Here is a 24,005-nt window from a genome sequence, read left to right as displayed (position 1 = left end):
TCCAGGCACCATGACCCAGCAGTCCACAGCGCAGCAGAGCACGGCGGGCGACGCCGGGGACGGCTCGCGCCGGTCCGCCGGACGCGGACGGCTCGACCGGTACTTCCACATCTCCGCCCGGGGGTCGACGATCCCGCGCGAGGTGCGCGGCGGGATCACCACGTTCATGGCGATGTGCTACATCCTGCTGCTCAATCCGCTGATCCTGTCGACGCCCGACGTGGCGCACCACACCCTCGCGCAGGCGGGCGTGGTCACCGCGACGGCGTTCGGCGCGGCGCTCTGCACGCTGCTGATGGGCTTCGTCGGCAAGGTGCCGCTCGCCCTGGCGGCCGGGCTCAACGTCTCGGCGGCCCTGACCACCCAGGTCGTCCCGCACCTGACGTGGCCGCAGGCCATGGGCATGTGTGTGCTGTACGGCGTGGTGATCATGCTGCTGGTGGTCACCGGCCTGCGCGAGCGGGTCATGGACGCCATCCCGCCGGGCCTCAAGCACGGGATCACCATGGGCATCGGCATGTTCGTCGCGCTGCTCGGCCTGGTGAAGGCGGGCTTCGTCGGCAAGGGCGTCGGCGGTGCCCCCGTCACGCTCGGCGCCACCGGGCAACTGACCGGCTGGCCGGTCCTGTTCTTCGCCGTCACCCTGCTGCTGATCTTCATGCTCCAGGCCCGCGAGGTGCCCGGCGCCCTCCTCATCGGCATCGTGGCCGGCTCCGCGCTGTCCGTCGCCGTCACCCGGATCGGCGGGCTGACGGACGCGGACTGGGGCGGCGCCACCCCCGCGCTGCACGGCAGCGCCGTCTCGGCACCCGACTTCAGCCTCTTCGGGCACGTCGCGTTCGGCGGCTGGGGCGCGGTCGGTACCCTCGGCGTCGGCATGATCGTCTTCACCCTGGTACTGGCCGGCTTCTTCGACGCGATGGCGACCATCATCGGCGTCGGCACGGAGGCCGGGCTCGCCGACGGCAAGGGCCGGCTGCCGGGCCTGTCCAAGGCGCTGTTCGTGGACGGCGCGGGCGGCGCGATCGGCGGGGTGACCGGCGGTTCGGGGCAGACCGTGTTCATCGAGTCGGCGAGCGGCGTCGGCGAAGGTGCCCGGACGGGCCTGTCGGCCGTCGTCACCGGCCTGCTCTTCGCCGCCTGCCTCTTCGTCACCCCGCTCACCCGCCTGGTGCCCGCCCAGGTCGCCTCGGCCGCCCTCGTCGTCATCGGCTCGATGATGATGAGCGCCGCCCGGCACGTCGACTGGCACGACCGGTCGGTGTCCGTCCCGGTCTTCCTGACCGTGGCCCTGATGCCGTTCACCTACAACATCACCGCGGGTGTCGGTGCGGGCGTCCTCGCGTACACCGCCATCAAGACGGCCCAGGGCGGACGGCGCGAGGTCGGCGGCTTCATGTGGGTGCTGAGCGCCGTCTTCCTCTGCTACTTCGCGCTCCACCCGATCGAACGGTGGCTGGGTGTCGCCTAGGTCGCCCGCACCACCATCCGTACATCCGTAAGGAGACCGACATGCTGGACATCGCCGAAGAGCTGCACCGGTGGGCCCGGCAGGGACGCGATTTCGCGGTGGCCACCGTCGTGGCCGCCGACGGCAGCGCGCCCCGCCAGCCCGGCGCCGCCCTCGCCGTCGACACCGACGGCACGGCGGTCGGGTCGGTCTCCGGCGGATGTGTGGAAGGGGCCGTGTACGAGCTGTGCCAGGAGGCGCTGCGGACCGGGGAGCCGGCCCTGGAACGCTTCGGCTACCGCGACGAGGACGCCTTCGCCGTGGGCCTGACCTGCGGCGGCACCATCGATGTCCTCGTCACCCCGGTGCGGTGCGGCGCCCCGGGACCGGCCACCGGCACCGGCGGCGCGGCAGCGGCGGCGGACCGCACCGCCGAGACGCTCACCGCCGCGCTGGCCGCCGCCGCCCGGGGGGAGACGGCGGCGGTCGCCCGGATCGTCCGGGGGCCCGCCGGGTTCCTGGGCCGCGCCCTGCTGGTCCGCGCCGACGGCGGCCACTCCGGCACCCTGGGCGGCCCTCCCGCGCTCGACGCCACCGCCGTCGCGGAGACCCGGGCCCTGCTGGACGCCGGCCGCACCGCCACCGTGGAGATCGGCGCGGACGGCGCGCAGTGCGGGGAGCCCGTCGCCCTCCTCGTCGAAACCTCCGTCCCCGCCCCCCGGATGATCGTCTTCGGTGCCATCGACTTCGCCGCGGCGCTGGCCAAGGTCGCCAAGTTCCTCGGCTACCACGTCACGGTCTGCGACGCCCGCCCCGTCTTCGCGACCCGGTCCCGCTTCCCGGACGCCGACGAGATCGTGGTCGACTGGCCGCACCGCTATCTGGACTCCCAGGAGCTGGACGCCCGTACGGTGCTCTGCGTGCTGACCCACGATGCCAAGTTCGACGTACCGCTGCTGGTGCGGGCGCTCCGGCTCCCGGTCGCCTACGTCGGCGCGATGGGCTCGCGCCGCACCCATCTGGACCGGCTGGACCGGCTGCGGGAGGCCGGCCTCGGCGAGCGGGAGCTGCACCGGCTGCGCTCGCCCATCGGACTCGACCTCGGGGCGCGCACCCCGGAGGAGACCGCGCTCTCCATCGCCGCCGAGATCGTCGCCGACCGGCGCGGCGGCGCCGGCAGCCCGCTGACCGGCGCGCACACCCCCATCCACCACGATCCGGCCCGGCGGGCGGGCCGGATCGGCTCGGTGGCCTGAGGTACGGCCGCGGGCCGTCACCGGGCGGTGGTGGCCGGGGCGGCCGGACGGGCGTCGGGCCCGGCGGCCGCACCGTCCGCGGCAGGCGCACCGGCCGTCGGGCCCGTGCCGCCGCCCGTACGCCCGCGCCGGAGCCCCGACACCCCGATGAGCAGGGCGAGGAAGACCGCCGCGGCCGGTACGACGAGTCCCGCGTGGTAGCCGTCGAGCTGCGCCGCCGCAGAGGTGCCGTCCCCGGTCGCGACGATCGTCACGGCGGTCACCGCCGAGAGGCCGAAGGCGGCGCCGAACTGGAACGAGGTGTACAGCAGACCACCGGCCAGGCCCTGTTCGCGGTCCGCGACCCCGTCCGTGGTGACGATCACCAGCGGACCGTAGACCAGCGCGAAGGCGAGGCCGACGAGCAGCATGCTCGGGAACATCGCCGCGTACGTCCAGTCCGCGCCGACGGGCAGGAACACCGCATAGCCGAGGGTGGCGAACGCCAGGCCCCCGACGATCACCTTGGCGTTGCCGAAGCGCCGTACCAGCCACGGGGTGAGCGTCGGCGCCAGGACCGCGTCGGCGCCCATCGCGAGCATCGCGAAGCTGGTCTGCTCGGGCGACCAGCCGCGCAGCTCCTGGAAATAGAGCACGGCGATGAACTGGAAGCCGAAGAACCCCGCGGTGAACAGCAGCCCCATGATGTTGGCGCGGACCAGCCGGCGGGAGCCGAAGATACCCAGCCGGACCAGCGGTGCGGCCGACCGCCGTTCGATCACGAGGAACGCCGCGAACAGCGCGAGCGCCGCGGCGAGGGTGCCCAGGGTCCGCGAGACCGGTGCGTGGGTGGCCTGTTCGACCGTCAGGACGAGCAGCAGCACGGTCCCGGTCACGGTGACCGCGCCCGCCACGTCCACGCGGCCACCGGCCTGCCGCGTCGCCCGGTCCTTCGGGATGAGGGGGATGCCGGCGAGCAGCACCAGCAGGGCGGGCAGGATCGGCGCGAAGAACACCCAGCGCCAGTCGGCGGCGGTCAGCAGCCCGCCCGCGATCATGCCGATCGAGAAACCGCCGCCCCCGGTGCCGGAGTAGATCAGCAGCGCCCGGTCGCGCTGCGGTCCCGCGGTGAAGCCCGTCGTGATGATCGACAGCCCGGCGGGCGCCATGAACGCGGCGCAGATCCCGGTCACGAACCGGGCGGTGATCAGCATCCAGCCCTCGGTGGCCAGCCCGCCGAGACCGGAGAAGACCACGAAGACGGTGAGCGGTACGAGGAACATCCGGCGCCGGCCGAACAGGTCGGCGGCCCGGCCGCCCAGCAGCATGAAACCGCCGTAGCCCAGCACATAGGCGCTGATCACCCACTGCAACTCACCCGTGGGCAGGCCGAGTTCGGCGCGGATCGAGGGCAGGGCGACATTGAACATCGCGATGTCGATGCCCTCCAGGAAGAGCGCCCCGCAGAGCACCAGCAGCAGCGCCCAGGACCGCCGGTCCATCCGGGCGGGGCTCGCGGTGGCGGGGGAGGGCTCGGGCGGGGCGCCGGATCCGGACATGGCGGTGCTCCTCGGAAGCGGTAGGGGGAGAGACCTCCCGGGCAGGCTGGTTACTCCGGTGAGGGTCGGTTCCTTCTTGTAACCATCCGCAGCCTGCGGCACAGTGCGGAGATATGGAAGAAGGCACTTCGAAGTCACCGACGCACCCCGCGGGAACCGCACGGCACGGCTGCGGCCCGGACGACGAGTACCGGGCCCGGCAGTGGGACGTCCGGGAGGGCTGCGAGGTCCGGCAGATCCTCGACCGGGTGGCGGACAAGTGGTCACTGCTCGCCATCGCGCTGCTGGACTGCCGGGAGCTGCGGTTCACCGAACTCCGCCGCGAGATCGACGGCATCAGCCAGCGCATGCTGACCGTCACCCTGCGCCAGCTGGAACGCGACGGCCTGGTGCGCCGCACCGTCCACCCCGTCGTCCCGCCGCGGGTGGACTACGCCCTGACACCGCTGGGCGCCACGCTGCACGAGACGATCCAGGCGCTCGTCGGCTGGACCGAGGAGCACCAGAACGAGATCGCCGCGGCCCGCGCCGCCTACGACGCACGGGCCGCGTGCCCGGACGGGGCATAGCCGGCGACCGGCGACCGGCGACCGGCGGCCGGCGACCGGCGGCCGGCGACCGGCGGCACAGGCCGTGCGCAGGGCCATGAGCAAAAGACATGAGCAAAGCCCGGCAGCAAAGCCCGGCAGGAAAATCCGGCGGTAAAGCCCGGCGGTAAAGATCGAGACCGGCACAGGAAATGCGGCGCAAGTCACACCTCGCATGACGAAATCTTGACCCGAAGGGTGGCAGGGCCCCCGTGGGCGTATGGCAGGATGCTGAGTTGACGGTGTCCAGCTGAGTGGCGCCGGGTTTTGTCCGCGCGAGCAAGGAGGTGATCGGGATGAGTCCCGAAGGAAGTCCTTGCCGCAGCGATGCAGTGTGCTGACTGCTTTTTCTCTGTGAGCCGACGCCGGTGTGCCCCCAGGGCCGCCGTGCTGGCCTCGCTGTGTGCCCCCAGGTGAATTCCGGGTCCTGTCCGGCCCTCTGAACCGAACTGAGCCGATCCGTCGGCCGGCGGTCAGTGCTGCCCGTTTCCAGTTTTTGAATTCTTCGCGCAGGGGACATTCCTGTCTGCGGAAAAACATTCCACCGGAATACCGAATTTCGGTGCGCGGTGTTTTCCGTGGCGTCCACAGGTGTTCTTCTCCAGGTCCGCCAGGATTTCCGCAGGTGTGCCCTCATGCGCGGAGGGAGGTTTTTCCATGACCCATCTGCTCGCCCCCGAGAAGCTCGCACCGCCGGGCCGCCGCCCCCGCCGGGAGCGCAAGGCCGCCGAGCTGGAGGCCCGCACCCGCGTGGTCGCCGACCGGCTCGCCGAGATCAGCGCCCGCCCCGCCGAGCGGGTCCTCCAGGACCTGCACGCGAGCGCCGCCGGGCTCACCCGCGAGAGCGCCGTGGACCGCCTGGCGCGCGACGGCGCCAATGTCATCGCCCAGGAGCGCGCCCCGCGCTGGTACGTCCAGCTCGGCAAGGCGTTCTGGAACCCCTTCATCCTCGTGCTCGCGGTGCTCGTCGCCGTCATGTACGCGCAGTGGCTCCAGGTCGCCGACGAGGAGCCCTTCGACCCCAAGATCGCGATACTCGGCGCGATGGTGCTGATCAGCGTCGGGCTGCGGTTCTGGCAGGAGTACCGCTCCAGCAGCTCGGCCGCCGCGCTGCGCGCCCTGGTCACCACGACCACCGCCGTCCAGCGCCGGGCCGGCCGTATGCAGCGGCCCACCACCGTCGAGATCCCGATGGACGGCGTCGTCAAGGGCGACCTCGTCAAACTGGCGGCCGGCGACCTCGTCCCCGCCGACCTGCGGCTGCTTACCAGCAAGGACCTCATGGTCAGCCAGGCCGCGCTGTCCGGTGAGTCGCTGCCGGTCGCCAAGGCCGACACCCGGGTGCACGACTACGGGCAGCACGAGACCCGCGACCCGGTCGAGGCCGACAACCTCGTGCTGACCGGCACGTCCGTGACCTCCGGCACCGCGACCGGGGTGGTCGTCGCCACCGGCTCGGGCACCTACTTCGGCTCCATGGCCGGTTCGCTGGTCGGCGAGCGCCCGGAGACCAGCTTCGACACCGGTGTGAAGAAGGTCAGCTTCCTGCTGATCCGCTTCATGATGGTGATGGTCCCCGTCGTCTTCGTGATCAACGGCGTCACCAAGGGCGACTGGGCCGAGGCGTTCACCTTCGCGGTGGCCGTCGCGGTCGGCCTCACCCCCGAGATGCTGCCGATGGTCGTCACCACCAACCTGGCGCGCGGCGCGGTCGCGATGTCCCGGCGCAAGGTCGTCGTCAAGCGGCTGAACGCCATCCAGAACCTGGGCGCGATGGACGTGCTGTGCACGGACAAGACCGGCACCCTCACCGAGGACCGGATCGTCCTGGACCGCTACCTCGACGTCCACGGCGAGGCCGACGACGAGGTCCTCCAGTACGCCTACCTCAACAGCCACTTCCAGACCGGGCTGCGCAACCTCATGGACCAGGCCGTCATCGACCGGATGCACGAGGCCGAGGAGGTTGTCGTCGACGCGCGCTTCACGCTGGTCGACGAGATCCCCTTCGACTTCGCCCGCCGGCGCATGTCGGTGGTGCTGCGGCGCAACGACCCCACCGCCCCCGAGGCCGCCGCCTCCGGGGACAGCGCAGCCGAACACGTCCTGATCACCAAGGGCGCGGTGGAGGAAGTCCTCGCGCTGTGCAGCCACCTGACCGACCACGGTCGGCGCATCCCGCTCACCGACGCCCTGCGCCGCCGGGTGACGCGCACCGCCGAGGACCACAACCGGCGGGGCCTGCGGGTGCTGGCGGTGGCGACCCGCACGACGCCCGGCGACCAGGACACCTACGCCGTCGCGGACGAGTCGGAACTGACCCTGACCGGCTTCCTGGCCTTCCTCGACCCGCCGAAGCAGGACGCGGCCGAGGCACTGAAGGCGCTCGCCGACAACGGCATCACCGTCAAGGTCGTCACCGGCGACAACGAACTGGTCGCCGCCCGGGTCTGCGCGGACGTCGGCATCGACGTCGGCACCGTCGTCACCGGCGCCCGGATCGACGGCCTGGACGATGTCGAACTCCTCGAACTCGCCCGGACCACCACCCTGTTCGCCAAGGTCAACCCCGTACAGAAGGCCCGGATCGTACGCGCCCTGAAGGCCGACGGGCACACCGTCGGGTTCCTCGGCGACGGCATCAACGACGCCGCGGCGCTGCGCGACGCCGATGTCGGCATCTCCGTCGACACCGCCGTGGACATCGCCAAGGAGTCCGCCGACATCATCCTGCTGGAGAAGGACCTCACCGTCCTGGAGCAGGGCGTCCTGCAAGGCCGCCAGACCTTCGGCAACACCATCAAGTACATCAAGATGACGGCCTCCTCGAACTTCGGGAACGTCTTCTCGGTGCTGGTCGCGTCCGCCTTCATCCCCTTCCAGCCGATGCTCGCCATGCAGCTGCTCGTCCAGAACCTCTGCTACGACATCTCCCAGCTGGCCACCCCCTGGGACCGGATGGACAAGGACTACCTGCGCAAGCCGCGCACCTGGGACGCCAAGGGCATCGGCCGCTTCATGCTCGTCCTCGGCCCCACCAGCTCGGTCTTCGACATCACCACCTTCCTGCTGATGTGGCACGTCTTCGGTGCCAACAGCGAGGCGCACCAGGCGCTGTTCCAGTCCGGCTGGTTCATCGAGGGCCTGCTGACCCAGACGCTGGTCGTGCACATGCTGCGTACCCGCCGGATCCCGTTCGTGCAGTCGCGCGCCACCCTCCCGGTGCTGCTGATGACCGCGGCCGTCATGGCGGTCGGCGTCTACCTGCCGTTCTCGCCGCTGGCCGGTGTCCTCGGTATGCAGGCGCTGCCGATGAGCTACTTCCCGTGGCTGGTCGGCACGCTGGTGGCGTACTGCCTGCTCACGCAGGGCGTGAAGACCTGGTACATCCGCCGGTTCCACACCTGGCTGTGACCGGCCGCGGCCGGGCTCACCACCCGGCCGCTCCCGGCCCGGGGCACCGACGTGTCGCACGGGCCGACGGCACGGATTGCCGTAAGAACGGCAGCAGCGGACGAGGAGAGCGGAACATGATCAACGAATGGCAGCTGGCGGCCAACATCGGCGCCGGACTCGGCTTCGGCGCGATCATCGGGCTGGAGCGCCAATGGCGCGCCCGGATGGCGGGACTGCGCACCAACGCCCTGGTCGCGGCCGGGTCCGCGCTCTTCGTCCTGCTCTCGCAGTACGGGTTCGTGGCCGCGACCAGCAGCACCGGATACGACGGCTCGCGGGTCGCCGCGCAGATCGTCTCCGGAATCGGTTTCCTCGGCGCGGGCGTCATCATGCGCGACGGGCTGAGCGTCCGGGGCCTGAACACCGCGGCGACGCTGTGGTGTTCGGCCGCGGTCGGTGCGCTGGCCGGCACCGGTCTGTACATCGTCGCGGCGCTGGGCACCGCCGGAGTGGTCGGCGCGAACCTGGTGCTGCGGCCGCTGGGCCGCCGGATGGACCGGGAGCCGAGCGGCGGCGCGGAGGTCGTCACCGACTACTACTTCGAGGCGGTGTGCACCGAACCCGAGGAGGCGCACATCCGCGCGCTGGTCGTGCAGGCCGTCGCCCGGCCCGGCTTCCGGCTGCGGGCGGTGCACAGCCAGGACGCGGAGACCGCGGGCAAAGTGACGGTGGCCGCGGAGCTGAGCACCGAACGCCGCGACGACAGCCTCCTCGAAGAGGCCGTCAGCCGCCTCTCACTGGAGCCCGCCGTCTCCGCCGTGAGCTGGGCGGTCGTCAGCAACCCGGACGCCATCGAGGGGGAGTTCGACGAGGAGTACGAGGGGCGCGCCACCGGCCGCCGCAAGCACCGGGTCCGGGACTTCTTCACCGGCCCCCGGCCGCCCCGCCCCTGACCGGCCCCCCGCCCACCGGTGTCCCGGCACAGGCCGCCCCGGACACCGGTGGCCCGGCACCCCGCCCGCCCCGCCGTCGCGCACCGGCGCCGGGAAACGGGAGACGGGAGACGGGAAACGGGAAACGGGAGACGGGAGACGGGAGACGGAAAAACGCAGTGACGACGCCCGACCGCCGGGCTAGCGTCCCCGTGTGACAACGGACTCCTGTACGACAGTGAATATCCGGGCCATCCCCGAGGCCGATATCGACCAGGCCCTCGACCTCTCCTACCTCGTCTTCCACGTGAAGGCATCCGAGAAGGCCCGTCAGCACGACCGCGACATCCTGCTGGGCTCCGCGCGGACCGGCGCCTACGACGGCGACCGGCTGGCCGGACAGATCGCCGCGTACCCGCTGACGCTCTCCGTCCCCGGGAACCGGCTCCCGTGCGCCGCACTGGACTTCGTCTCCGTGGCGGCCACCCACCGGCGCCGCGGGCTGCTCACCTCGATGTTCGACGAGGTGTGGCGCGGCTGCGCCGACGCCGGTCAGGTGCTCTCCTGCCTCTGGGCCTCCGAGAGCGCCATCTACGGGCGCTACGGCTACGCCCCGGCCGGCGAGACCTGCCAGATCGAGATCGACTCCAGCCGCCCGCTCGCGCTGCGCATCGCCCCCGACAGCCGGCCGCTGCGGCTGATCGACCCGGCGGACGCGCCCGCCCTGGCCGGCCCGCTCTTCGACGCCCATCTGGCGCACCGCGCCGGCCGGGTCGTCCGCGACGAGGCGTGGTGGCGCACCCACGTGCTGCACCTCGAAGGCGACGACGATGACGATGACGACGATGAGGGTTTCGGCCCGCCGCGGGTGGTGGTCCTGGGCGCACCCGGCGAGCCCGTCGGCGGCTATGCCGTCTACCGCACCCGCGGGCCGGGGGAGTCCCCCGGTGCGGTCCTGGTCCGGGAGCTGGAGGCGGACGGCGCACCGGCCGCCGCCGCCCTCTGGTCCTACCTGGCCTCGATCGACCTGACCGCGACCGTACGCGGTCCCTTCCGCCCCGCCGACGATCCGCTGCTGCTGCTGGCGGCCGACCGCGACCAGGTCCGGGCGACCCGCCGGGAGCCGGGCCTGTGGATCCGGCTCGTCGATGTCCGCGCGGCGCTGACCGCCCGGTCCTGGGCGGCCCCCGTCGATCTCGTCCTCGACCTCGGTGACACCGCCGTACCCGCCAACGCGGGCCGCTTCCGGCTGACCGCGGGACCGGACGGCAGCAGCTGGACACCGACCGACGAGGCGGCCGATCTGACCCTGGACGTCCGGGAGCTGGCGGCCTGCTACCCGGGCGGCACCCGACTGGCCCATCTGGTGTACGCCGGTCTGGTCACCGAACACACCCCGGGCGCGGCCCGTGCGCTGGACGCGGCCCTGGCCACGGAGTGGCTGCCGGCCACCGGCGAGTACTAGCCGGATTCCGGGCCCTCACCGCCGCCCGCCCGCCGCCCCGCAGGCGCTCCGGTTCCGGGCCGGGGCCGGAGCGGCGACGGGCGCGGCGGGCGGCCGTGGCCCGCGGGGCGGGTTGCGGTCGCGGCGCCGGAGGATCGAGGCGACGCTGTCAGGGGAGCGCGGCTCGCCCCGCACGTGCGGCGTGCGGGGCACCCGCGCCGGACAGGAAGGCGGCGGCCATGGCAGCGACGCCCGACCAGGGGCGGCGGGGGAGCCCCTACGACAGCGAAGTGATCTCCGGCGCACCCCTGTTCGCCGGGGTGGCGCTGACGGTGAGCGGGTCGATCAGCATCCTCCTCGGCGTCACCGGCATCACCCGCGACACCGTGTTCTCCTCACCCCACTACGCCTACCGGTTCGACCTCACCACCTGGGGCTGGATCCACCTCGTCGTCGGCGTGGTGCTCTTCCTCGTCGGCCTGGGGGTCCTGCTCGGCAAGAGCTGGGCGCGCGCCGCCGGCATCGTGGTGGCGGCGATCAGCGTGATCACCCAGTTCATGTTCATCCCGTACTACCCGGCGTGGTCCATCATCGTGATGGCCTTCGACCTCCTCATCGTGTGGACGCTGAGCAGGTCGTTCCATCCTGCGGCCGTCGGCGGTCGGTGACCCCGGGCCACCGGGCCGCCGCCGGGCGGCGCGGCCCGGTGGCCCGGCGGCGGCCCGCCGCCCCGACCGCGCTCAGCCGGGAGTGACGAAGCCGGATTCGTAGGCGGCGATCACCGCCTGGGTGCGGTCGCGGGCGCCGAGCTTGGCCAGCAGCGAGCCGACGTGTGTCTTGACGGTCTCGGTGCCCACGAAGAGTTCCCGGGCGATCTCGGCGTTGGCGTGGCCGCGGGCCATCAGGCGCAGGACGTCCTGTTCGCGAGCGGTGAGCGCGGCACGGGTGAAGTCGGCGCGGGCCCGCGCGCTGGCGTGCCCGCCCGCCAGGGCGCGCACCGAGGCGGGGAAGAGCAGGGACTCGCCCTCGGCGACGATCCGGACCGCGTGGACGATCTCGGCGGGGCGGGCGCGTTTGAGGAGGAAACCGTCGGCTCCGGCCCGCAGCGCCTCGTAGACGTAGTCGTCGTTCTCGAAGGTGGTGATGATCAGGATCCTGGGCGGATCGGGGACGGTGCGCACGATGGCGCGGGTCGCCTCGATGCCGTCCATGAGGGGCATCCGGACATCCATGGCCACCACATCGGGCCGCAGCCGGTTCACCAGCGGCAGCACCGCCGCCCCGTCCGCGGCCTCACCGACGACCTCGATCCCGGACTGGGCCGCCAGGATGGCGCGCAGCCCGGTCCGCAGCAGCGGTTCGTCGTCGGCCAGGAGGACGGAGACGGTCACGCGGTCACCCTAGCGGCCGGGCCGGCAGCCGGGCCGCCACCCGCCAGTGGCCGTCCCGCGGGCCCGCCTCGAAGGTGCCGTCCAGCAGGGCCGCCCGCTCGCGCATACCGCGCAGCCCCCGGCCGCCGCCGGGACCCCGCCCCGGCCGGTCCGGCAGGGCGTTGCGCACCTCCAGCTCCACCCCGGTCCGGTCCGCGGCGACCCGCACGCTCACCGGTACCGGACCGGCGTGCCGCAGCACATTCGTCAGGGACTCCTGCACCATGCGGTAGCCCTCCCGCGACACCGCGTCCGGCAGCTCCCCGACCGGGCCGGTGACCTCGGCCCGCACCGTCGCGCCGGCCGATTCCGCCGACGCCAGCAGGCGGCCCACCTCGCCGAGCCCGGGACCGCCCGCCGGCGGCACCCCTTCGCGCAGCAGACGCAGGGCCCGCTCCAGGTCCGTCAGCGCCTCCCGGCCGGTGTCCTCGATAGTGGCCAGCGCCCGGTCCCGGAACTCGGGGCCGCCGCCCGCCTGCGCGGCACCGGCCTGCACCACCATCACGGTCAGCGCGTGGCCGATGGAGTCGTGCAGTTCCTGCGCGAGGCGGTTGTGCTCCAGCAGCCGCGCCGTGCGCTCCTCCAGCGCGGCCAGCCGGTCGGCGGCGGACGGGCCGAGCAGCCGGCGCGCCACCGCCGCCGTACCGGCCCCCGCGCCCACCACCACGGCCATCAGCACCACCAGCGGCCACGGGGCGAGCAGCACGTACCACCAGTGCGGAGCGCCCAGCGGACCGAACGCGGTAGGGGCCGGACCGGTGTGCGCGGTGGTGTTGCGGCCCAGCGCGAGGGCCAGCAACGGCAGATGGACCGTCAGTGCCGAGACCAGGACGCCGGTTTCGAGACGGAACAGCAGCCACGCGGCCGTACGCAGCCGGTCCGCCCAGTTCGCCGACGGTGCCGTGGTGACCGGGGAGGGGCGCGCACCGGCCCCGTACCGGGCGTGCGGGTGCGGCAGGACGAGCAGCCGCGCCTGTACGCCCTCCACCGCGCGCATGCCCGGTACGGCCGCCGCCGACAGCAGCAGCGGTACGGGCAGCACCGCCATCCACAGCCACTGCGTGCCCAGGTGACGGAAGATGTCCGGCTGCACGAAACCGGTGACCACCCCCACGACGGAGGCGAGCAGCAGATGCAGCCAGCGGGTGTAGGTGAGCGTCCGGCCCAGGGGGCGCAGAACGGCCCCGGCTCGGGCGACGGTCGTGAAAGGCACCCGGGCATCGTCCCACCGCAGGCCCGCCGCACCCCTCCCCCGCACGGGGGAGCCGAGGCCCCCCGGCGGGGGAGGACGCGGCCGGGTGCCCGGCCCGAAGCTGCTGCCATGACCTCGATCGAAGTGCGGGACCTGACCAAGACCCACGGCACCCTCAGGGCCGTGGACGGGCTGACCTTCCGGGTGCCGCCGGGCCGGGTCACCGCGTTCCTCGGCCCGAACGGCGCGGGCAAGTCGACCACCCTGCGGGTGCTGGCCGGCCTCCAGCGCCCGACGTCCGGCAGCGCGACCTTCGACGGCCGTGCCTACCGCGAGCTGCACCGGCCGCTGCGGCGGGTCGGCATGCTGCTGGACCCCGACGCCGCCCACGGCGCCCGCCGGGCCCACGACCACCTGCTGGCCCTCGCCCAGAGCAACCGGATCCCCGCCCGCCGCGTCGGAGAGGTGCTGGCGGACGCCGGAATCGCCGACGCGGCACGCAAACGGGTCCGCACCTTCTCGCTCGGCATGCGCCAGCGGCTGGGCATCGCCGCGGCCCTGCTCGGCGACCCCGACGTCCTGGTACTGGACGAACCCACCAACGGCCTGGACCCCCAAGGCATCATCTGGATCCGCACCCTGCTGCGGCGGCTGGCCGCGCAGGGCCGCACGGTCCTGGTCTCCAGCCATCTGATGGCCGAGGTCGCCCTCGCCGCCGACCATCTGGTGGCCATGGCCCGCGGCCGCCTGCTGGCCGACCTGCCCATGGACACCTTCGTCCGCGAGAACACCCACCGCACCGTACGGGTGCGCACCACCGAAGGCACCCGGCTGCGCGAGGAACTGGCGCGGGCGGAGCTGACGGCCGTGCCCGGCGACGACGGCAGCTGGACGGTCGACGGCGCGGAGCCCGCCGACATCGGCGCGCTGGCGGCCCGGCACGGCATCCCGGTCCTGGAACTGACCGAGGAGGGGCCCTCGTTGGAGGACGCCTACCTCCGCCTCACCTGCGAGGAGACACGGACATGAGCACCGAGGGCACCACCCGCGCGCACCCCGTGCCCGGCAGCGGCCCCGGCGGCGCGGCGGCCGCGGACGGGGACCGGTTCGCCCTGTTCGGGGCGGTGCTCCGCGCCGAGTGGACGAAGATCCGGAGTCTGCCCTCCCTCTACGGCAGCCTGGCCGCCGTCGTCCTGATGTCGGCGGCCATCACCCTCGTCGCCGCCGGCACGGACCACGCCACGCACACCGAGCCGGGCTTCGACCCGCTCTTCTACGCCTTCTACGGCGTCAACTTCGGGCAGCTGGCCGCCGTCGCCTTCGGTGTCGCCGCCGTCGCGGGCGAATGGTCCGGCGGCACCATCCGGGTCTCGCTCGTGGCCGTACCGCGCCGCGCCACGCTGTACGCGGCGAAGCTGACCGTGGTCGGCGGCCTGGCGCTCGCCGCCGGGCTGCTCACCGGCCTGGCCTGCTTCTTCGGCGGGGAGGCGGTCCTCGGACGCCACGGCGTCCGGCTCGGCGCCCCCGGGGCCCTGCCGGCGGTCCTCGGCTGCGGCCTCTACCTGGCCCTGCTCACCCTGCTGGCCGCGGGCGTCGCCGCCCTGCTGCGCAGCCCGGTCGGCGCGCTGAGCCTGCTCCTGCCGCTGGTCGTCTCCGTCTCCCCGCTGCTCGGCTCGATCGACGCCACGAAGGACCTGGCACAGTTCCTGCCCGACCGGGCCGGTCAGCAGATCCTCCACACCGTCCCCGAGGGCGCGTTGACCGGCTGGACCGGTCTGGCGGCGATGACCGCGTGGGCCGCGGTGACGGTCTGGGCAGGCGGGCGGGGGCTGGCGCGCCGGGACCAGTGAACGCCGGCGGCCCGGACGGCGCCCGCACCGGGGGCGGCCGGCGTCCGGTGCCGCGGTGCCCGCCGGCCGCCGGGTGGCCGGGGCCGTGGCGCGCTGTGCCGAGCCCGGAGCCTGACGGCCCGCCGGGCCGGGGCCGGGTGGCCGGGGCCGTATCGGGGGTCGGCCCCGCCCGCCGCCCGCCCCGGCACTCCGTCAGGGCAGCACCCCCGCCCGGCGCGCCGCGATCACCGCCTGCATCCGCGAACGCGCCCCCAGCTTCCGCATGGCCGACCGCAGATAGCCCTTCACCGTCTCCGGCCGCAGCCCCAGCAGCTGCGCCGCCTCCGCATTCGTCGCCCCGGACGCCACACACGCCAGTACGTCCACCTCACGCGGCGCCAGCGCGGGAGCCTCGACGCCCCCGTCGGACCGCCCCGAGGAGGCCGCCGCGAGCCGGCCGCACGCCGCCAGCATCTCCCGCCGCAGCACCGGATCGGCGACCCGCTGCGCCAGCGCCCGCAGTGCGCCGTGCGCCTCCCGCACCTCCTCCCACATCGCCGGATCGGCGGCGGTCGGCTGCCGGGCCACCGACAGCAGCCGCGCCGCCTCGTCCTGCAACAGCAGTGCCTGTTCCAGCTCCCGCGCCGCCTCCATCGCCGCCGACAGCGGCCGGTCGCCCAGCCGCAGCGGCCGGCGCAGCGCCCCGTACAGCACCCCGCGCACCCGGCGCCGGACGATCACCGGCACCGCGAGCACCGACCGCAGCCCCTCCGCGCCCACCGCCGCGTCGTACTCGTGGCTGATCGCCGGCGAGGAAGGGTAATCGGCCACCGCGAACGGCCGGGACAGCGCCGCGGCCTTCCCGCCCAGGCCGTTGCCGTGGTGGATGTGCAGCCCGCGCAGCGCCGCGGACGCCGTACCGGACAGCTCGTTGATGCGGTAGCGGCCGGTACCGGCCAGCAGCCCGCCGAACGCCACCGGAAGACCGCTGGCCCGCCGCAGCCGCGCCAGCGCCGCCCGTACGTCCACGGAATCGTTCGACCCCGACTCGCCCTGCACCCCGAAACCTCCGCTTCCCCCCGTTCGGGGGTGGTGAGACCTGCGTCACTGATTACACGATGGCGGGCAGCGGTGCGGCAACGAGGAGGACACATGAGGGACACGGAAACCGGTGCGGCGGGCCGCGCACCGGCCGCCACCGAGGAGTTCCGGGCGGCGCGGGACCTGCTGCTCCGGCACCGGGAGGACTACGACGCGGCCCGCGCGGCCTTCCGCTGGCCCCGCCCCGGGCGTTTCAACTGGGCGCTGGACTGGTTCGACGTCATCGCCCGCGGCAACGACCGGACCGCGCTGCACATCGTCGAGGAGGACGGCGTCGAGACCCGCCTCACCTTCGCGGACCTGCGCCGCCGCTCCGACCAGGTCGCCAACTGGCTGGCCGGCAACGGGGTACGGCCCGGTGACCGGATCGTCGTGATGCTCGGCAACCAGGCCGAACTGTGGGAGACCGCGCTCGCCGCGATGAAGCTGCGCGCCGTCGTCATCCCCGCGACACCGCTGCTGGGCCCGGCCGACCTCGCCGACCGCGTCCACCGCGGCCGGGCCCGGCACGTCGTGGTGCGCGCCGCGGACACCGGCAAGTTCGCCGCCGTCCCCGGCGACTACACCCGGATCGCGGTGGGCGGCGCGGACACCGGCTGGCTCGCCTACGAGGAGGCGTACGACGGCCCCGCCGACTACCGGCCCGACGGGCCCACCCGGGCCGACGACGCGCTGATGCTGTACTTCACCTCCGGCACCACCGCCCGGCCCAAGCTCGTCGAGCACACCCACGCCTCCTACCCCATCGGTCACCTCGCGACGATGTACTGGACCGGTCTGCGGCCCGGCGACGTGCATCTGAACATCTCCTCGCCCGGCTGGGCCAAGCACGCCTGGTCCAATCTCTTCGCGCCCTGGAACGCCGAGGCCACCGTCTTCATCCACAACTACACCCGCTTCGACGCGGCCCGGCTGATGGCCGAAATGGACCGGGCGCGCGTCACCAGCTTCTGCGCCCCGCCCACCGTGTGGCGGATGCTCATCCAGGCCGATCTGTCGGTGCTCCGGCACCCGCCGCGGGAGATCGTCGCGGCCGGGGAACCGCTCAACCCGGAGATCATCGAGCAGGTGCGGCAGCGCTGGGGCGTGACGATCCGGGACGGCTTCGGGCAGACCGAGACCGCCGTCCAGGTCGCCAACACCCCCGGCCAGCAGGTCAAACCGGGCTCCATGGGCCGGCCCACCCCCGGCTTCGAGGTCGTGCTGCTGGACCCGGTCAGCGGCGCCCCGGCCGACGAGGGCGAGATCGCCCTCGACCTCGCCGCGCACCCCGTCGGCCTGATGGCCGGTTACGCGGGCGACCCGGCGCGCACCGCGGAGGCGATGGCCGGCGGCTACTACCGCACCGGCGACATCGGCGCCCGCGACAGCGACGGCTGGATCACCTATGTCGGCCGCGCCGACGACGTGTTCAAGGCATCCGACTACAAGATCTCGCCGTTCGAGCTGGAGAGCGCCCTGCTGGAGCACGAGGCGGTCGCCGAGGCCGCCGTCGTCCCGGCCCCCGACCCGCTGCGGCTGGCCGTCCCCAAGGCGTACATCGTGCTGGCGGCCGGCTGGGCGCCCGGCCCGGAGACCGCGAAGCTGCTCTTCGCGCACTCCCGGGAGGTGCTGGCCCCCTACAAGCGCATCCGGCGGCTGGAGTTCGCCGAGCTGCCGAAGACCGTCTCCGGCAAGATCCGCCGCGTCGAACTGCGCGAGCGCACCGCGCACGGCGACGGCGGCGCCGAGTACCGGGAGGAGGACCACCGATGAGCCGTCCGCACACCGAGCCGGACACCGGGCCGCAGCCGGCGCCGTCGTACGCCGCCGGGGCCACCGGCCGGCCGCTGATCGACCACACCATCGGCGCCGACCTGGCCCGCGTCATCGCCCGGTTCGGCGACCGCGAGGCGCTGGTCGAGGCGGTCGGCGGCCGCCGCTGGACGTACTCCGAACTGGGCCGGGCGGTGGACGAGGTGGCGCTCGGCCTGCTCGCCAAGGGCATCGGCAAGGGCGACCGGGTCGGTATCTGGGCGCCCAACTGCCCCGAGTGGGTGCTCGTCCAGTACGCCACCGCCCGGATCGGCGCCATCCTCGTCAACGTCAACCCCGCCTACCGCGTCCACGAGTTGGCGTACGTCCTCCAGCAGGCCGGCGTCCGGCTCCTGGTCTCGGTGACCCACCACAAGTCCAGCGACTACCGCGGCATGATCGAACAGGTCCGGGCCGAGACCCCGGCGCTGCGCGAGGTGGTCTACGTCGGCGATCCCAGCTGGGACGGGTTGGTGGCCGCCGGCAGCGCAGTCCCGCACACCCGGCTCGCCGAGTGCGAGGCGGAGCTGTCCGCCGACGATCCGGTCAACATCCAGTACACCTCCGGCACCACCGGCTTCCCCAAGGGCGCCACCCTCTCCCACCGCAACATCCTCAACAACGGCTACTGGGTGGGCGAGACGATCGGCTACACCGAACACGACCGGGTGTGCCTGCCCGTCCCCTTCTACCACTGCTTCGGCATGGTCATGGGCAACCTCGGGGCCACCTCGCACGGCGCCTGCATCGTCATCCCGGCGCCCGCCTTCGACCCGGTGGCCACCCTCCGGGCGGTCCAGGACGAGCGGTGCACCTCCCTGTACGGCGTCCCCACCATGTTCATCGCCGAACTCGACCACCCCGACTTCGCCGGCTACGACCTGACCTCGCTGCGCACCGGCATCATGGCGGGCTCGCCCTGCCCGGAGGAGGTGATGAAACGGGTGGTCGCCGAGATGCACATGGCCGAGGTCTCCATCTGCTACGGCATGACCGAGACCTCCCCGGTCTCCACCCAGACGCGCCGCGACGACGACCTGGCGCACCGCACCGCGACGGTCGGCCGGGTGCTGCCGCACATCGAGGTGCGGATCGCCGACCCGGCGACCGGCGCGACGGTGCCGCGCGGCGAACCGGGGGAGCTGTGCACCCGCGGCTACAGCGTGATGCTCGGCTACTGGCAGGAGCCGGCCCGCACCGCCGAGGTCATCGACGCCGACCGGTGGATGCACACCGGCGATCTGGCGGTGATGAACGACGACGGCTATGTGCGGATCGTCGGCCGCATCAAGGACATGATCATCAGGGGCGGCGAGAACGTCTACCCGCGCGAGATCGAGGAGTTCCTCTACTCCCATCCCAAGATCGCCGACGTCCAGGTCGTCGGCGTCCCGGACCCGAAGTACGGCGAGGAAATCGCCGCCTGCGTCATCCTCCGCGACCCCCAAGGCACGCTCACCCAGGAGGAGTTGGACCTGTACTGCCGCTCCCGGCTCGCCCACTTCAAGGTGCCGCGCCATCTGGAGATCCTCGACTCCTTCCCGATGACGGTCAGCGGCAAGGTCCGCAAGGTCGAACTGCGCGAACGGCTGGCGAGGGAACGGGGCGGGTCGGGGGCCCGGGACGCGGCGCCGCCCGCGTCGGCCGGCGCCTGACCACCGGACGGACCGCGTCCGTACCGACCGATCTACATCTCCCGGGAATATCACACGAAAGGATTGTTTCCGCGTTCATTTCTCCCTTGGCCGTGCCGCCTTCGCCATGCTCCTCTTCGGCCGGACCCTCCGGCCGAGTTCGCCAAGTCCTGTCAGGAGAAGCCATGTCGGCATTCAAGCGGAACCTGGTGGCCGCGGCCACCGCCCTCGTGGGGACGGCGCTGGTCTGCGCCCTGTCGGGGCCGGCCGCCGCCGCCGAGCCCGTGCCGGTCCAGCCCACGGCGGCCCACGCGGCCTCGGTGGGACGGCTGAGCCTGCGGCTGGCATCGGAGCCCGGTCAGGTCGCCAACGTCCGCGGTGGCGGGAGCGAGAACGGCACCCCGGTCATCCAGTGGCCCTGGACCGGCGGCAAGAACGAGCGCTGGGAGGCCACCGCGGTCAGCGACGGCTACTACCGGCTCGCCTCCCGGGAGAGCGGCAAGTGCCTGAACGTCCGGGGCGGCGGGCACGAGAACGGCGCACCGGTCATCCAGTACACCTGTGACAGCGGCGCCAACGAACAGTGGAGGTTCGTGCCCAAGGGCATCGGTTACCAGGTCGTCGTCAGGTCCAGCGGCAAGTGCCTGAACGTCGAAGGCGGCGTCGGCAAGGGGAAGGCGCTGATCCAGTACACCTGCTCCGCCCACGGCTCGGCCAACGACGTCTGGCTGCCCGTGTGGGAACCGGTGTCCTGACCCGGGCGCCACGCCCCCGGCCGCGCTGCCCACGTCCGCCGCCACGGACCTGACAGCGCGCAGCCGGGACCACACCACCCTGGCCGGCTCCGCCCTCCACTCCTCGGAGGGCGGGGCCGGTCAGCGCTGTCCCGGCCAGTCGAGGAGGAGGCGCTGGGCGCGCGGGAGGGCCGCGACGATGAGGTCGTAGGAGTCCTCGATCAGGTCGAGGACCAGCCGGTCGGGCAGCTCGCCGTCGAGCGAGACGGTGTTCCAGTGCCGCTTGTTGAGGTGATAGCCGGGCCGTACCTCCGGGTGCGCCACGCGCAGCCGCTCGGCCAGCTCCGGCTCGCATTTGAGGCTCACGGTCAGCGGCAGGGCCGTCAGCGTGGTCAGCGCGAAGATCTTGCCGCCGACCTTGAAGGTGGACACGTCCGGGTGCCGGGAGAAGGGGAATTCCTCGGTCGCGCCGTTGAGGTCCAGACAGGCGGACCGGAGGGCGTTCGCGTCGATCATGGTCACAGTATGGCGCGCCCGGTTCCTGAGCTGACGGCACGTCAGTAGCGGAACAGCTCCTCGCGGGGCACTTGCCCGCGAAGAGCCGTTCCACCGGGGAACGCGGGCCTCAGCGCGCGGACTCCGGCGCCGCCGGACCCGGCTCTGGGGCCGCCCCCGCCGCGGCCCGTCGCATGCACACCCGGGGCCAGCGGTCCAGACCGAGCGCCGCCTCGTGGGCGCGGATGGCCCGCAGCCCCGGAGTCAGCTCGGTGTCGGCCAGGACGCGGAACCCGATCCGGGCGTAGTACGGGGCGTTCCACGGGACCTCGGCGAAGGTGGTCAGGGTCAGCGGGTACGGTCCGGCGGCCTGCTCCGCCCGGTCGATCAGCGCCCGGCCGAGGCCGCGCCGCGCACGGTCGGGGCGCACCGACACCTGCTCGATATGGGTACAGCCGTCGACCGGCTCCCACATCACGTAGGCGGCCGGCCGGTCCTCGGCGCCGCCTTCGCCCGGCTCGTCATGGGCGACCAGCAGCCGGCCCGCCTGCTGATACTCCGTGAGCTGCGCCGTCGTCGGCGGCTCGTCGTCCGCGATCTGCGGCATACCCAGGGCGCGGAACGGCTCTCCGGCGGCCCGTTCGAGGTCACGCAGTGCGGGCAGGTCTTCGGGCGTGGCAATACGGATGATCATCCGGACAGTGTCGCCGTTTCCGCCGGGTGCGGCGACCGGGTTTCGACGGCCGCCGGGTCGCCGCGCCGCAGCAGCGAGCGGCAGCGGCCGGTCTCGGCGGCCGACGATGCCCGCGGCTCAACCCGGTCCGCGGTATCCCGGGGGGAGGAGCCGGGCGCGGCCGCCTGCGACATGACCACCCTCGCGAGGGCCGTCCGTCATCTCGGCACTGCGCCCGGACCGGTCGGCCCCGCCGACAACGGCGCGACCCCGGTCGCACCGGCAGAAGGGCACGCCCCGGTGGCACGGCGCCAATTCCTCGCCGGAGCATTCGCCACGGCGGCCGGTCAGGGACATCCCCCCTTCCATCCACTTGCCCCACCAGGTATCTTGCATCGCATGGAACCAGGTGATTCGACCAAGCAGGCTCGGGCAGCCGCCCAGCTGCGCAAGGGTGTCCTGGAGTACTGCGTACTCGCCCTGATGCGGGACCGCCCCCGCTACGGCGTGGAACTCCTCCATGCCCTGGAGGACTCCGGTGCCCTGGCCACCAGCCAGGGCACGGTCTACCCGCTGCTCTCCCGGCTCCGTCGCGACGACCTGGTCACCACCACCTGGCAGGAGTCCGCCTCCGGACCGCCCCGTCGCTACTACGCGCTCACCGACAGCGGCCGGGCCGCGCTCGACGAGTTCACCCGCGTCTGGCCCGGCTTCCGCAACGCCGTCGACGCCTTCCTCACCACCCCCCATCCCTCCACCGGAGACCTCGCATGAAGACCTCTGCCGACCCCATACGCGACTACCTCTCCGCCGTCGAACGCGAGGCATCCGCGCTCCCCGCCGACCGCCGCCAGGAACTCCTCGCCGACCTCGCCGAACACATCGAGGTGACGCGCGCCGAACGCCCCGATGCCGCGATCGGCGAGGTCCTGGCGGCGCTGGGGGACCCCCGTACGATCGCGGCGACGGCGCTGGCCGAGACGGGGAACGAGGCCGCCGGAGCCCCGGCCCGGAGCGGTGCCGGCGCACCTGCCCGGCGCGGCAAGGTGCACCCCCTGGTGCCACTCCTGATGCTGACCCTCTCGATGCCCTTCACGATGATCTTCTCCATCGGCCCCGACGCGGCGTTCGACCCCGGCCCGGTGTTCGGCTTCCTGTTCCGCGTCACCGGCGCGGTACTTCTCTGCACCTCGGTGCACTGGACCGCCGTCCAGAAGACCACCGGTGTACTGCTCGCCGTCATCGTGCCGACCACCGCCATCGTCACCTGGAACGTGATCAGCGGCTGGGCGGCGGGCGAAGTCCAGGCCCTCCTGGGCAACCTGGGAAGCCTCGCCCTGATGGTCGGCACGGCAGTATGGCTCTGGCGGGTCCGCCGCGCCTGAGCGCGGCCGGACGTCCGGCCGCCGCGGCCCCGTACCGCCACTGGCCGGTGACACCGCCTCGGCTCCGGGACCGGGACTCCGACCGCTCCCGCGCGGTGGCCGCGGCCCGGCCCCCGGGCCGCGGCCGAGGCGGTGTCACCGGGCCGTCGCGCCGTACCGGATCAGTTCGTCGGCCGGGTCGTTGACCGGCTGCGGGGTGCCCGTGAGGTCCATGACGAACAGCGGGATGTACAGCTCGTCGGCGCGGGAGCGGGCGTCCCGGGCATAGCCCGCCAGGGAGAAGAAGACCGCTGTGGCCGAGTCGTTGAGGCCGTTGAGCCAGACGCACTCGATCTCACGCAGGGCCGTGGACCGGGTCGTCGGATCGACCTGCGCCACCACGCCACGGCCGCGCAGGTCCACGCCGGAGGCGGTCCGTTCCTGGGTCCGGGCGACATCCGTGTAGCCCAGCCACTTCAGGTACTGCGCGGCGGCGGTGACGCAGTCCCGGGCGGTACGGATGGTGACCGGCCGGAACGCGGGCCGCGCCACGGCGGGCACGGGGCCCGGGGCGGTCGCGGGCAGCGGCTCGGCCGCGGTGCGCAGCGGGCCGGCGGCCGGGAAGTTCGGCGGCGGCGGGACGGGTGCGGGCATGACGGGGACGCGGACCACGGTCCCGCACACACAGCCGGATTCGGGCGCCGGCCAGTCGTCCTGGCGCCCGCAGCTGTCACAGCGCACCTCCACCCAGGAGCCCTGCCAGGTGCGGTGCACTATCTCGACGGGCAGTCCGCCGGGCAGCACGGGCAGGGTCAGCGGGGCGCCGCACGCACACGGGAAGGTGGGCGGGGTGAAGGCGTTCTCGCGGCGGCACGTCGGGCACCGCACCGGCACGCTGTCGGCCATGGTCGGCTCCTGGCTGGTAGATCGGCGGACGGATCGGCTCTGCTGGCGCCTTCCATGCTCTCGCCAAACGCGGGCGGACGAGGCCGAAATGCATGGAGCGGCGCAGGACGGGCGGAGACATCCGGGGGAGCACAGCGCATCCGGGGAGAGGAGTACGGCGCACACGGGGCGCGCGGGCGGCGCACACGGTGCCCGTACCGCGGATGTCCGCAGGGCCCGGCGGGCGTTGCCGCCGAGTACGGGCCGGCCA

At 73.3% G+C, this 24,005-nt stretch carries 21 protein-coding genes; 14 read left to right on the top strand and 7 right to left on the bottom strand.

What is annotated here, in order from left to right; all coding sequences use genetic code 11:
* Positions 1-10 precede the first annotated feature (10 nt).
* Both ACLJWH_RS24195 and ACLJWH_RS24190 read left to right on the top strand, forming a co-directional pair.
* Positions 11-1,471, top strand: a complete 1,461-nt coding sequence (locus ACLJWH_RS24195) for an NCS2 family permease (protein ID WP_411143836.1) — start codon at positions 11-13, stop codon at positions 1,469-1,471.
* A 41-nt stretch (positions 1,472-1,512) separates the two neighbouring features.
* Complete coding sequence (locus tag ACLJWH_RS24190) at positions 1,513-2,706, top strand: XdhC family protein (RefSeq protein WP_411143835.1); 1,194 nt, start codon at positions 1,513-1,515, stop codon at positions 2,704-2,706.
* 17 nt (positions 2,707-2,723) lie between these two features.
* Here ACLJWH_RS24190 and ACLJWH_RS24185 read toward each other — a convergent pair whose 3' ends face one another.
* Positions 2,724-4,187 carry an MFS transporter gene (locus ACLJWH_RS24185; protein ID WP_411144006.1) on the bottom strand — a complete coding sequence of 488 codons (1,464 nt, stop codon included), beginning with the start codon at positions 4,185-4,187 and terminating at the stop codon, positions 2,724-2,726.
* Between the two features lie 170 nt (positions 4,188-4,357).
* Between ACLJWH_RS24185 and ACLJWH_RS24180 the strand changes: the two genes are divergently transcribed.
* The 5 genes from ACLJWH_RS24180 to ACLJWH_RS24160 all read left to right on the top strand — a co-directional run bounded on the left by ACLJWH_RS24180 (position 4,358) and on the right by ACLJWH_RS24160 (position 11,271).
* Positions 4,358-4,813 (top strand): winged helix-turn-helix transcriptional regulator, encoded by a 456-nt coding sequence (locus ACLJWH_RS24180; RefSeq protein WP_411143834.1) that lies wholly within the window; start codon positions 4,358-4,360, stop codon positions 4,811-4,813.
* A gap of 675 nt (positions 4,814-5,488) precedes the next feature.
* Positions 5,489-8,245, top strand: a complete 2,757-nt coding sequence (gene mgtA / locus ACLJWH_RS24175; protein ID WP_411143833.1) for a magnesium-translocating P-type ATPase — start codon at positions 5,489-5,491, stop codon at positions 8,243-8,245.
* 116 nt (positions 8,246-8,361) lie between these two features.
* Positions 8,362-9,180: an MgtC/SapB family protein gene (locus ACLJWH_RS24170; protein WP_411143832.1), complete on the top strand. Its 819-nt coding sequence runs from the start codon at positions 8,362-8,364 to the stop codon at positions 9,178-9,180.
* Positions 9,181-9,373: 193 nt separating this feature from the next.
* Positions 9,374-10,624 carry a GNAT family N-acetyltransferase gene (locus tag ACLJWH_RS24165; RefSeq protein WP_411143831.1) on the top strand — a complete coding sequence of 417 codons (1,251 nt, stop codon included), beginning with the start codon at positions 9,374-9,376 and terminating at the stop codon, positions 10,622-10,624.
* 218 nt (positions 10,625-10,842) lie between these two features.
* Positions 10,843-11,271, top strand: a complete 429-nt coding sequence (locus tag ACLJWH_RS24160; RefSeq protein WP_411143830.1) for a hypothetical protein — start codon at positions 10,843-10,845, stop codon at positions 11,269-11,271.
* A gap of 72 nt (positions 11,272-11,343) precedes the next feature.
* Here ACLJWH_RS24160 and ACLJWH_RS24155 read toward each other — a convergent pair whose 3' ends face one another.
* Both ACLJWH_RS24155 and ACLJWH_RS24150 read right to left on the bottom strand, forming a co-directional pair.
* On the bottom strand, positions 11,344-11,994 hold the full coding sequence (locus ACLJWH_RS24155) for a response regulator (protein ID WP_411143829.1): 651 nt from the start codon (positions 11,992-11,994) through the stop codon (positions 11,344-11,346).
* A 4-nt stretch (positions 11,995-11,998) separates the two neighbouring features.
* The gene (locus ACLJWH_RS24150; RefSeq protein WP_411143828.1) at positions 11,999-13,246 is read right to left on the bottom strand and encodes a sensor histidine kinase; all 1,248 of its coding nucleotides are present in this window, start codon (positions 13,244-13,246) and stop codon (positions 11,999-12,001) included.
* Positions 13,247-13,354: 108 nt separating this feature from the next.
* On the opposite strand from ACLJWH_RS24150, the gene ACLJWH_RS24145 reads away from it, so the two are divergent.
* Together ACLJWH_RS24145 and ACLJWH_RS24140 are read left to right on the top strand one after the other, a co-directional pair.
* Positions 13,355-14,254 (top strand): ATP-binding cassette domain-containing protein, encoded by a 900-nt coding sequence (locus ACLJWH_RS24145; RefSeq protein ID WP_411143827.1) that lies wholly within the window; start codon positions 13,355-13,357, stop codon positions 14,252-14,254.
* Entirely contained in the window at positions 14,251-15,075 is an 825-nt protein-coding gene (locus ACLJWH_RS24140; RefSeq protein WP_411143826.1) for an ABC transporter permease subunit, read from the top strand. The genes ACLJWH_RS24145 and ACLJWH_RS24140 overlap by 4 nt, the downstream gene beginning before the upstream one ends.
* Positions 15,076-15,267: 192 nt before the next feature.
* Here the strand turns inward: ACLJWH_RS24140 and ACLJWH_RS24135 are convergent, their stop codons facing one another.
* Complete coding sequence (locus ACLJWH_RS24135) at positions 15,268-16,113, bottom strand: response regulator transcription factor (protein WP_411143825.1); 846 nt, start codon at positions 16,111-16,113, stop codon at positions 15,268-15,270.
* 93 nt (positions 16,114-16,206) lie between these two features.
* Between ACLJWH_RS24135 and ACLJWH_RS24130 the strand changes: the two genes are divergently transcribed.
* The 3 genes from ACLJWH_RS24130 to ACLJWH_RS24120 all read left to right on the top strand — a co-directional run bounded on the left by ACLJWH_RS24130 (position 16,207) and on the right by ACLJWH_RS24120 (position 20,338).
* On the top strand, positions 16,207-17,910 hold the full coding sequence (locus tag ACLJWH_RS24130) for an AMP-binding protein (protein WP_411143824.1): 1,704 nt from the start codon (positions 16,207-16,209) through the stop codon (positions 17,908-17,910).
* Positions 17,907-19,604 carry an AMP-binding protein gene (locus tag ACLJWH_RS24125; RefSeq protein ID WP_411143823.1) on the top strand — a complete coding sequence of 566 codons (1,698 nt, stop codon included), beginning with the start codon at positions 17,907-17,909 and terminating at the stop codon, positions 19,602-19,604. The genes ACLJWH_RS24130 and ACLJWH_RS24125 overlap by 4 nt, the downstream gene beginning before the upstream one ends.
* A gap of 164 nt (positions 19,605-19,768) precedes the next feature.
* The gene (locus ACLJWH_RS24120) at positions 19,769-20,338 is read left to right on the top strand and encodes an RICIN domain-containing protein (RefSeq protein WP_411143822.1); all 570 of its coding nucleotides are present in this window, start codon (positions 19,769-19,771) and stop codon (positions 20,336-20,338) included.
* 120 nt (positions 20,339-20,458) lie between these two features.
* On the opposite strand, the gene ACLJWH_RS24115 is transcribed toward ACLJWH_RS24120, so the two are convergent.
* Positions 20,459-20,833 carry an MmcQ/YjbR family DNA-binding protein gene (locus ACLJWH_RS24115; protein ID WP_411143821.1) on the bottom strand — a complete coding sequence of 125 codons (375 nt, stop codon included), beginning with the start codon at positions 20,831-20,833 and terminating at the stop codon, positions 20,459-20,461.
* Positions 20,834-20,942: 109 nt separating this feature from the next.
* Positions 20,943-21,506, bottom strand: coding sequence for a GNAT family N-acetyltransferase (locus tag ACLJWH_RS24110; protein WP_411143820.1), 564 nt, complete (start codon positions 21,504-21,506; stop codon positions 20,943-20,945).
* Between the two features lie 378 nt (positions 21,507-21,884).
* Here ACLJWH_RS24110 and ACLJWH_RS24105 point away from each other — a divergent pair, with 378 nt between their 5' ends.
* Entirely contained in the window at positions 21,885-22,259 is a 375-nt protein-coding gene (locus tag ACLJWH_RS24105; protein ID WP_037696304.1) for a PadR family transcriptional regulator, read from the top strand.
* A complete protein-coding gene (locus tag ACLJWH_RS24100; RefSeq protein ID WP_411143819.1) occupies positions 22,256-22,870 on the top strand; it encodes an HAAS signaling domain-containing protein in 615 nt (204 codons plus the stop codon). Before ACLJWH_RS24105 ends, ACLJWH_RS24100 begins: the two co-directional genes overlap by 4 nt.
* A gap of 135 nt (positions 22,871-23,005) precedes the next feature.
* On the opposite strand, the gene ACLJWH_RS24095 is transcribed toward ACLJWH_RS24100, so the two are convergent.
* Positions 23,006-23,755 carry a hypothetical protein gene (locus tag ACLJWH_RS24095; protein ID WP_411143818.1) on the bottom strand — a complete coding sequence of 250 codons (750 nt, stop codon included), beginning with the start codon at positions 23,753-23,755 and terminating at the stop codon, positions 23,006-23,008.
* Between the last annotated feature and the right edge of the window lie 250 nt (positions 23,756-24,005).

Source organism: Streptomyces sp. x-80 (assembly GCF_046549095.1).
Lineage (GTDB): Bacteria > Actinomycetota > Actinomycetes > Streptomycetales > Streptomycetaceae > Streptomyces > Streptomyces celluloflavus.
This window is presented reverse-complemented; position numbering and strand designations above follow the sequence as displayed.

What these genes read in the sequence shown, in the direction of transcription:
- ACLJWH_RS24110 (WP_411143820.1), bottom strand. Translation starts at nt 21,506, where the DNA reads ATGATCATCCGTATTGCCACGCCCGAAGACCTGCCCGCACTGCGTGAC.
- ACLJWH_RS24170 (WP_411143832.1), top strand. Translation starts at nt 8,362, where the DNA reads ATGATCAACGAATGGCAGCTGGCGGCCAACATCGGCGCCGGACTCGGC.
- ACLJWH_RS24120 (WP_411143822.1), top strand. Translation starts at nt 19,769, where the DNA reads ATGTCGGCATTCAAGCGGAACCTGGTGGCCGCGGCCACCGCCCTCGTG.
- ACLJWH_RS24140 (WP_411143826.1), top strand. Translation starts at nt 14,251, where the DNA reads ATGAGCACCGAGGGCACCACCCGCGCGCACCCCGTGCCCGGCAGCGGC.
- ACLJWH_RS24145 (WP_411143827.1), top strand. Translation starts at nt 13,355, where the DNA reads ATGACCTCGATCGAAGTGCGGGACCTGACCAAGACCCACGGCACCCTC.
- ACLJWH_RS24185 (WP_411144006.1), bottom strand. Translation starts at nt 4,187, where the DNA reads ATGGACCGGCGGTCCTGGGCGCTGCTGCTGGTGCTCTGCGGGGCGCTC.
- ACLJWH_RS24105 (WP_037696304.1), top strand. Translation starts at nt 21,885, where the DNA reads ATGGAACCAGGTGATTCGACCAAGCAGGCTCGGGCAGCCGCCCAGCTG.
- ACLJWH_RS24095 (WP_411143818.1), bottom strand. Translation starts at nt 23,755, where the DNA reads ATGGCCGACAGCGTGCCGGTGCGGTGCCCGACGTGCCGCCGCGAGAAC.
- ACLJWH_RS24125 (WP_411143823.1), top strand. Translation starts at nt 17,907, where the DNA reads ATGAGCCGTCCGCACACCGAGCCGGACACCGGGCCGCAGCCGGCGCCG.
- ACLJWH_RS24100 (WP_411143819.1), top strand. Translation starts at nt 22,256, where the DNA reads ATGAAGACCTCTGCCGACCCCATACGCGACTACCTCTCCGCCGTCGAA.
- ACLJWH_RS24160 (WP_411143830.1), top strand. Translation starts at nt 10,843, where the DNA reads ATGGCAGCGACGCCCGACCAGGGGCGGCGGGGGAGCCCCTACGACAGC.
- ACLJWH_RS24130 (WP_411143824.1), top strand. Translation starts at nt 16,207, where the DNA reads ATGAGGGACACGGAAACCGGTGCGGCGGGCCGCGCACCGGCCGCCACC.
- mgtA (WP_411143833.1), top strand. Translation starts at nt 5,489, where the DNA reads ATGACCCATCTGCTCGCCCCCGAGAAGCTCGCACCGCCGGGCCGCCGC.
- ACLJWH_RS24195 (WP_411143836.1), top strand. Translation starts at nt 11, where the DNA reads ATGACCCAGCAGTCCACAGCGCAGCAGAGCACGGCGGGCGACGCCGGG.
- ACLJWH_RS24180 (WP_411143834.1), top strand. Translation starts at nt 4,358, where the DNA reads ATGGAAGAAGGCACTTCGAAGTCACCGACGCACCCCGCGGGAACCGCA.
- ACLJWH_RS24115 (WP_411143821.1), bottom strand. Translation starts at nt 20,833, where the DNA reads ATGATCGACGCGAACGCCCTCCGGTCCGCCTGTCTGGACCTCAACGGC.
- ACLJWH_RS24190 (WP_411143835.1), top strand. Translation starts at nt 1,513, where the DNA reads ATGCTGGACATCGCCGAAGAGCTGCACCGGTGGGCCCGGCAGGGACGC.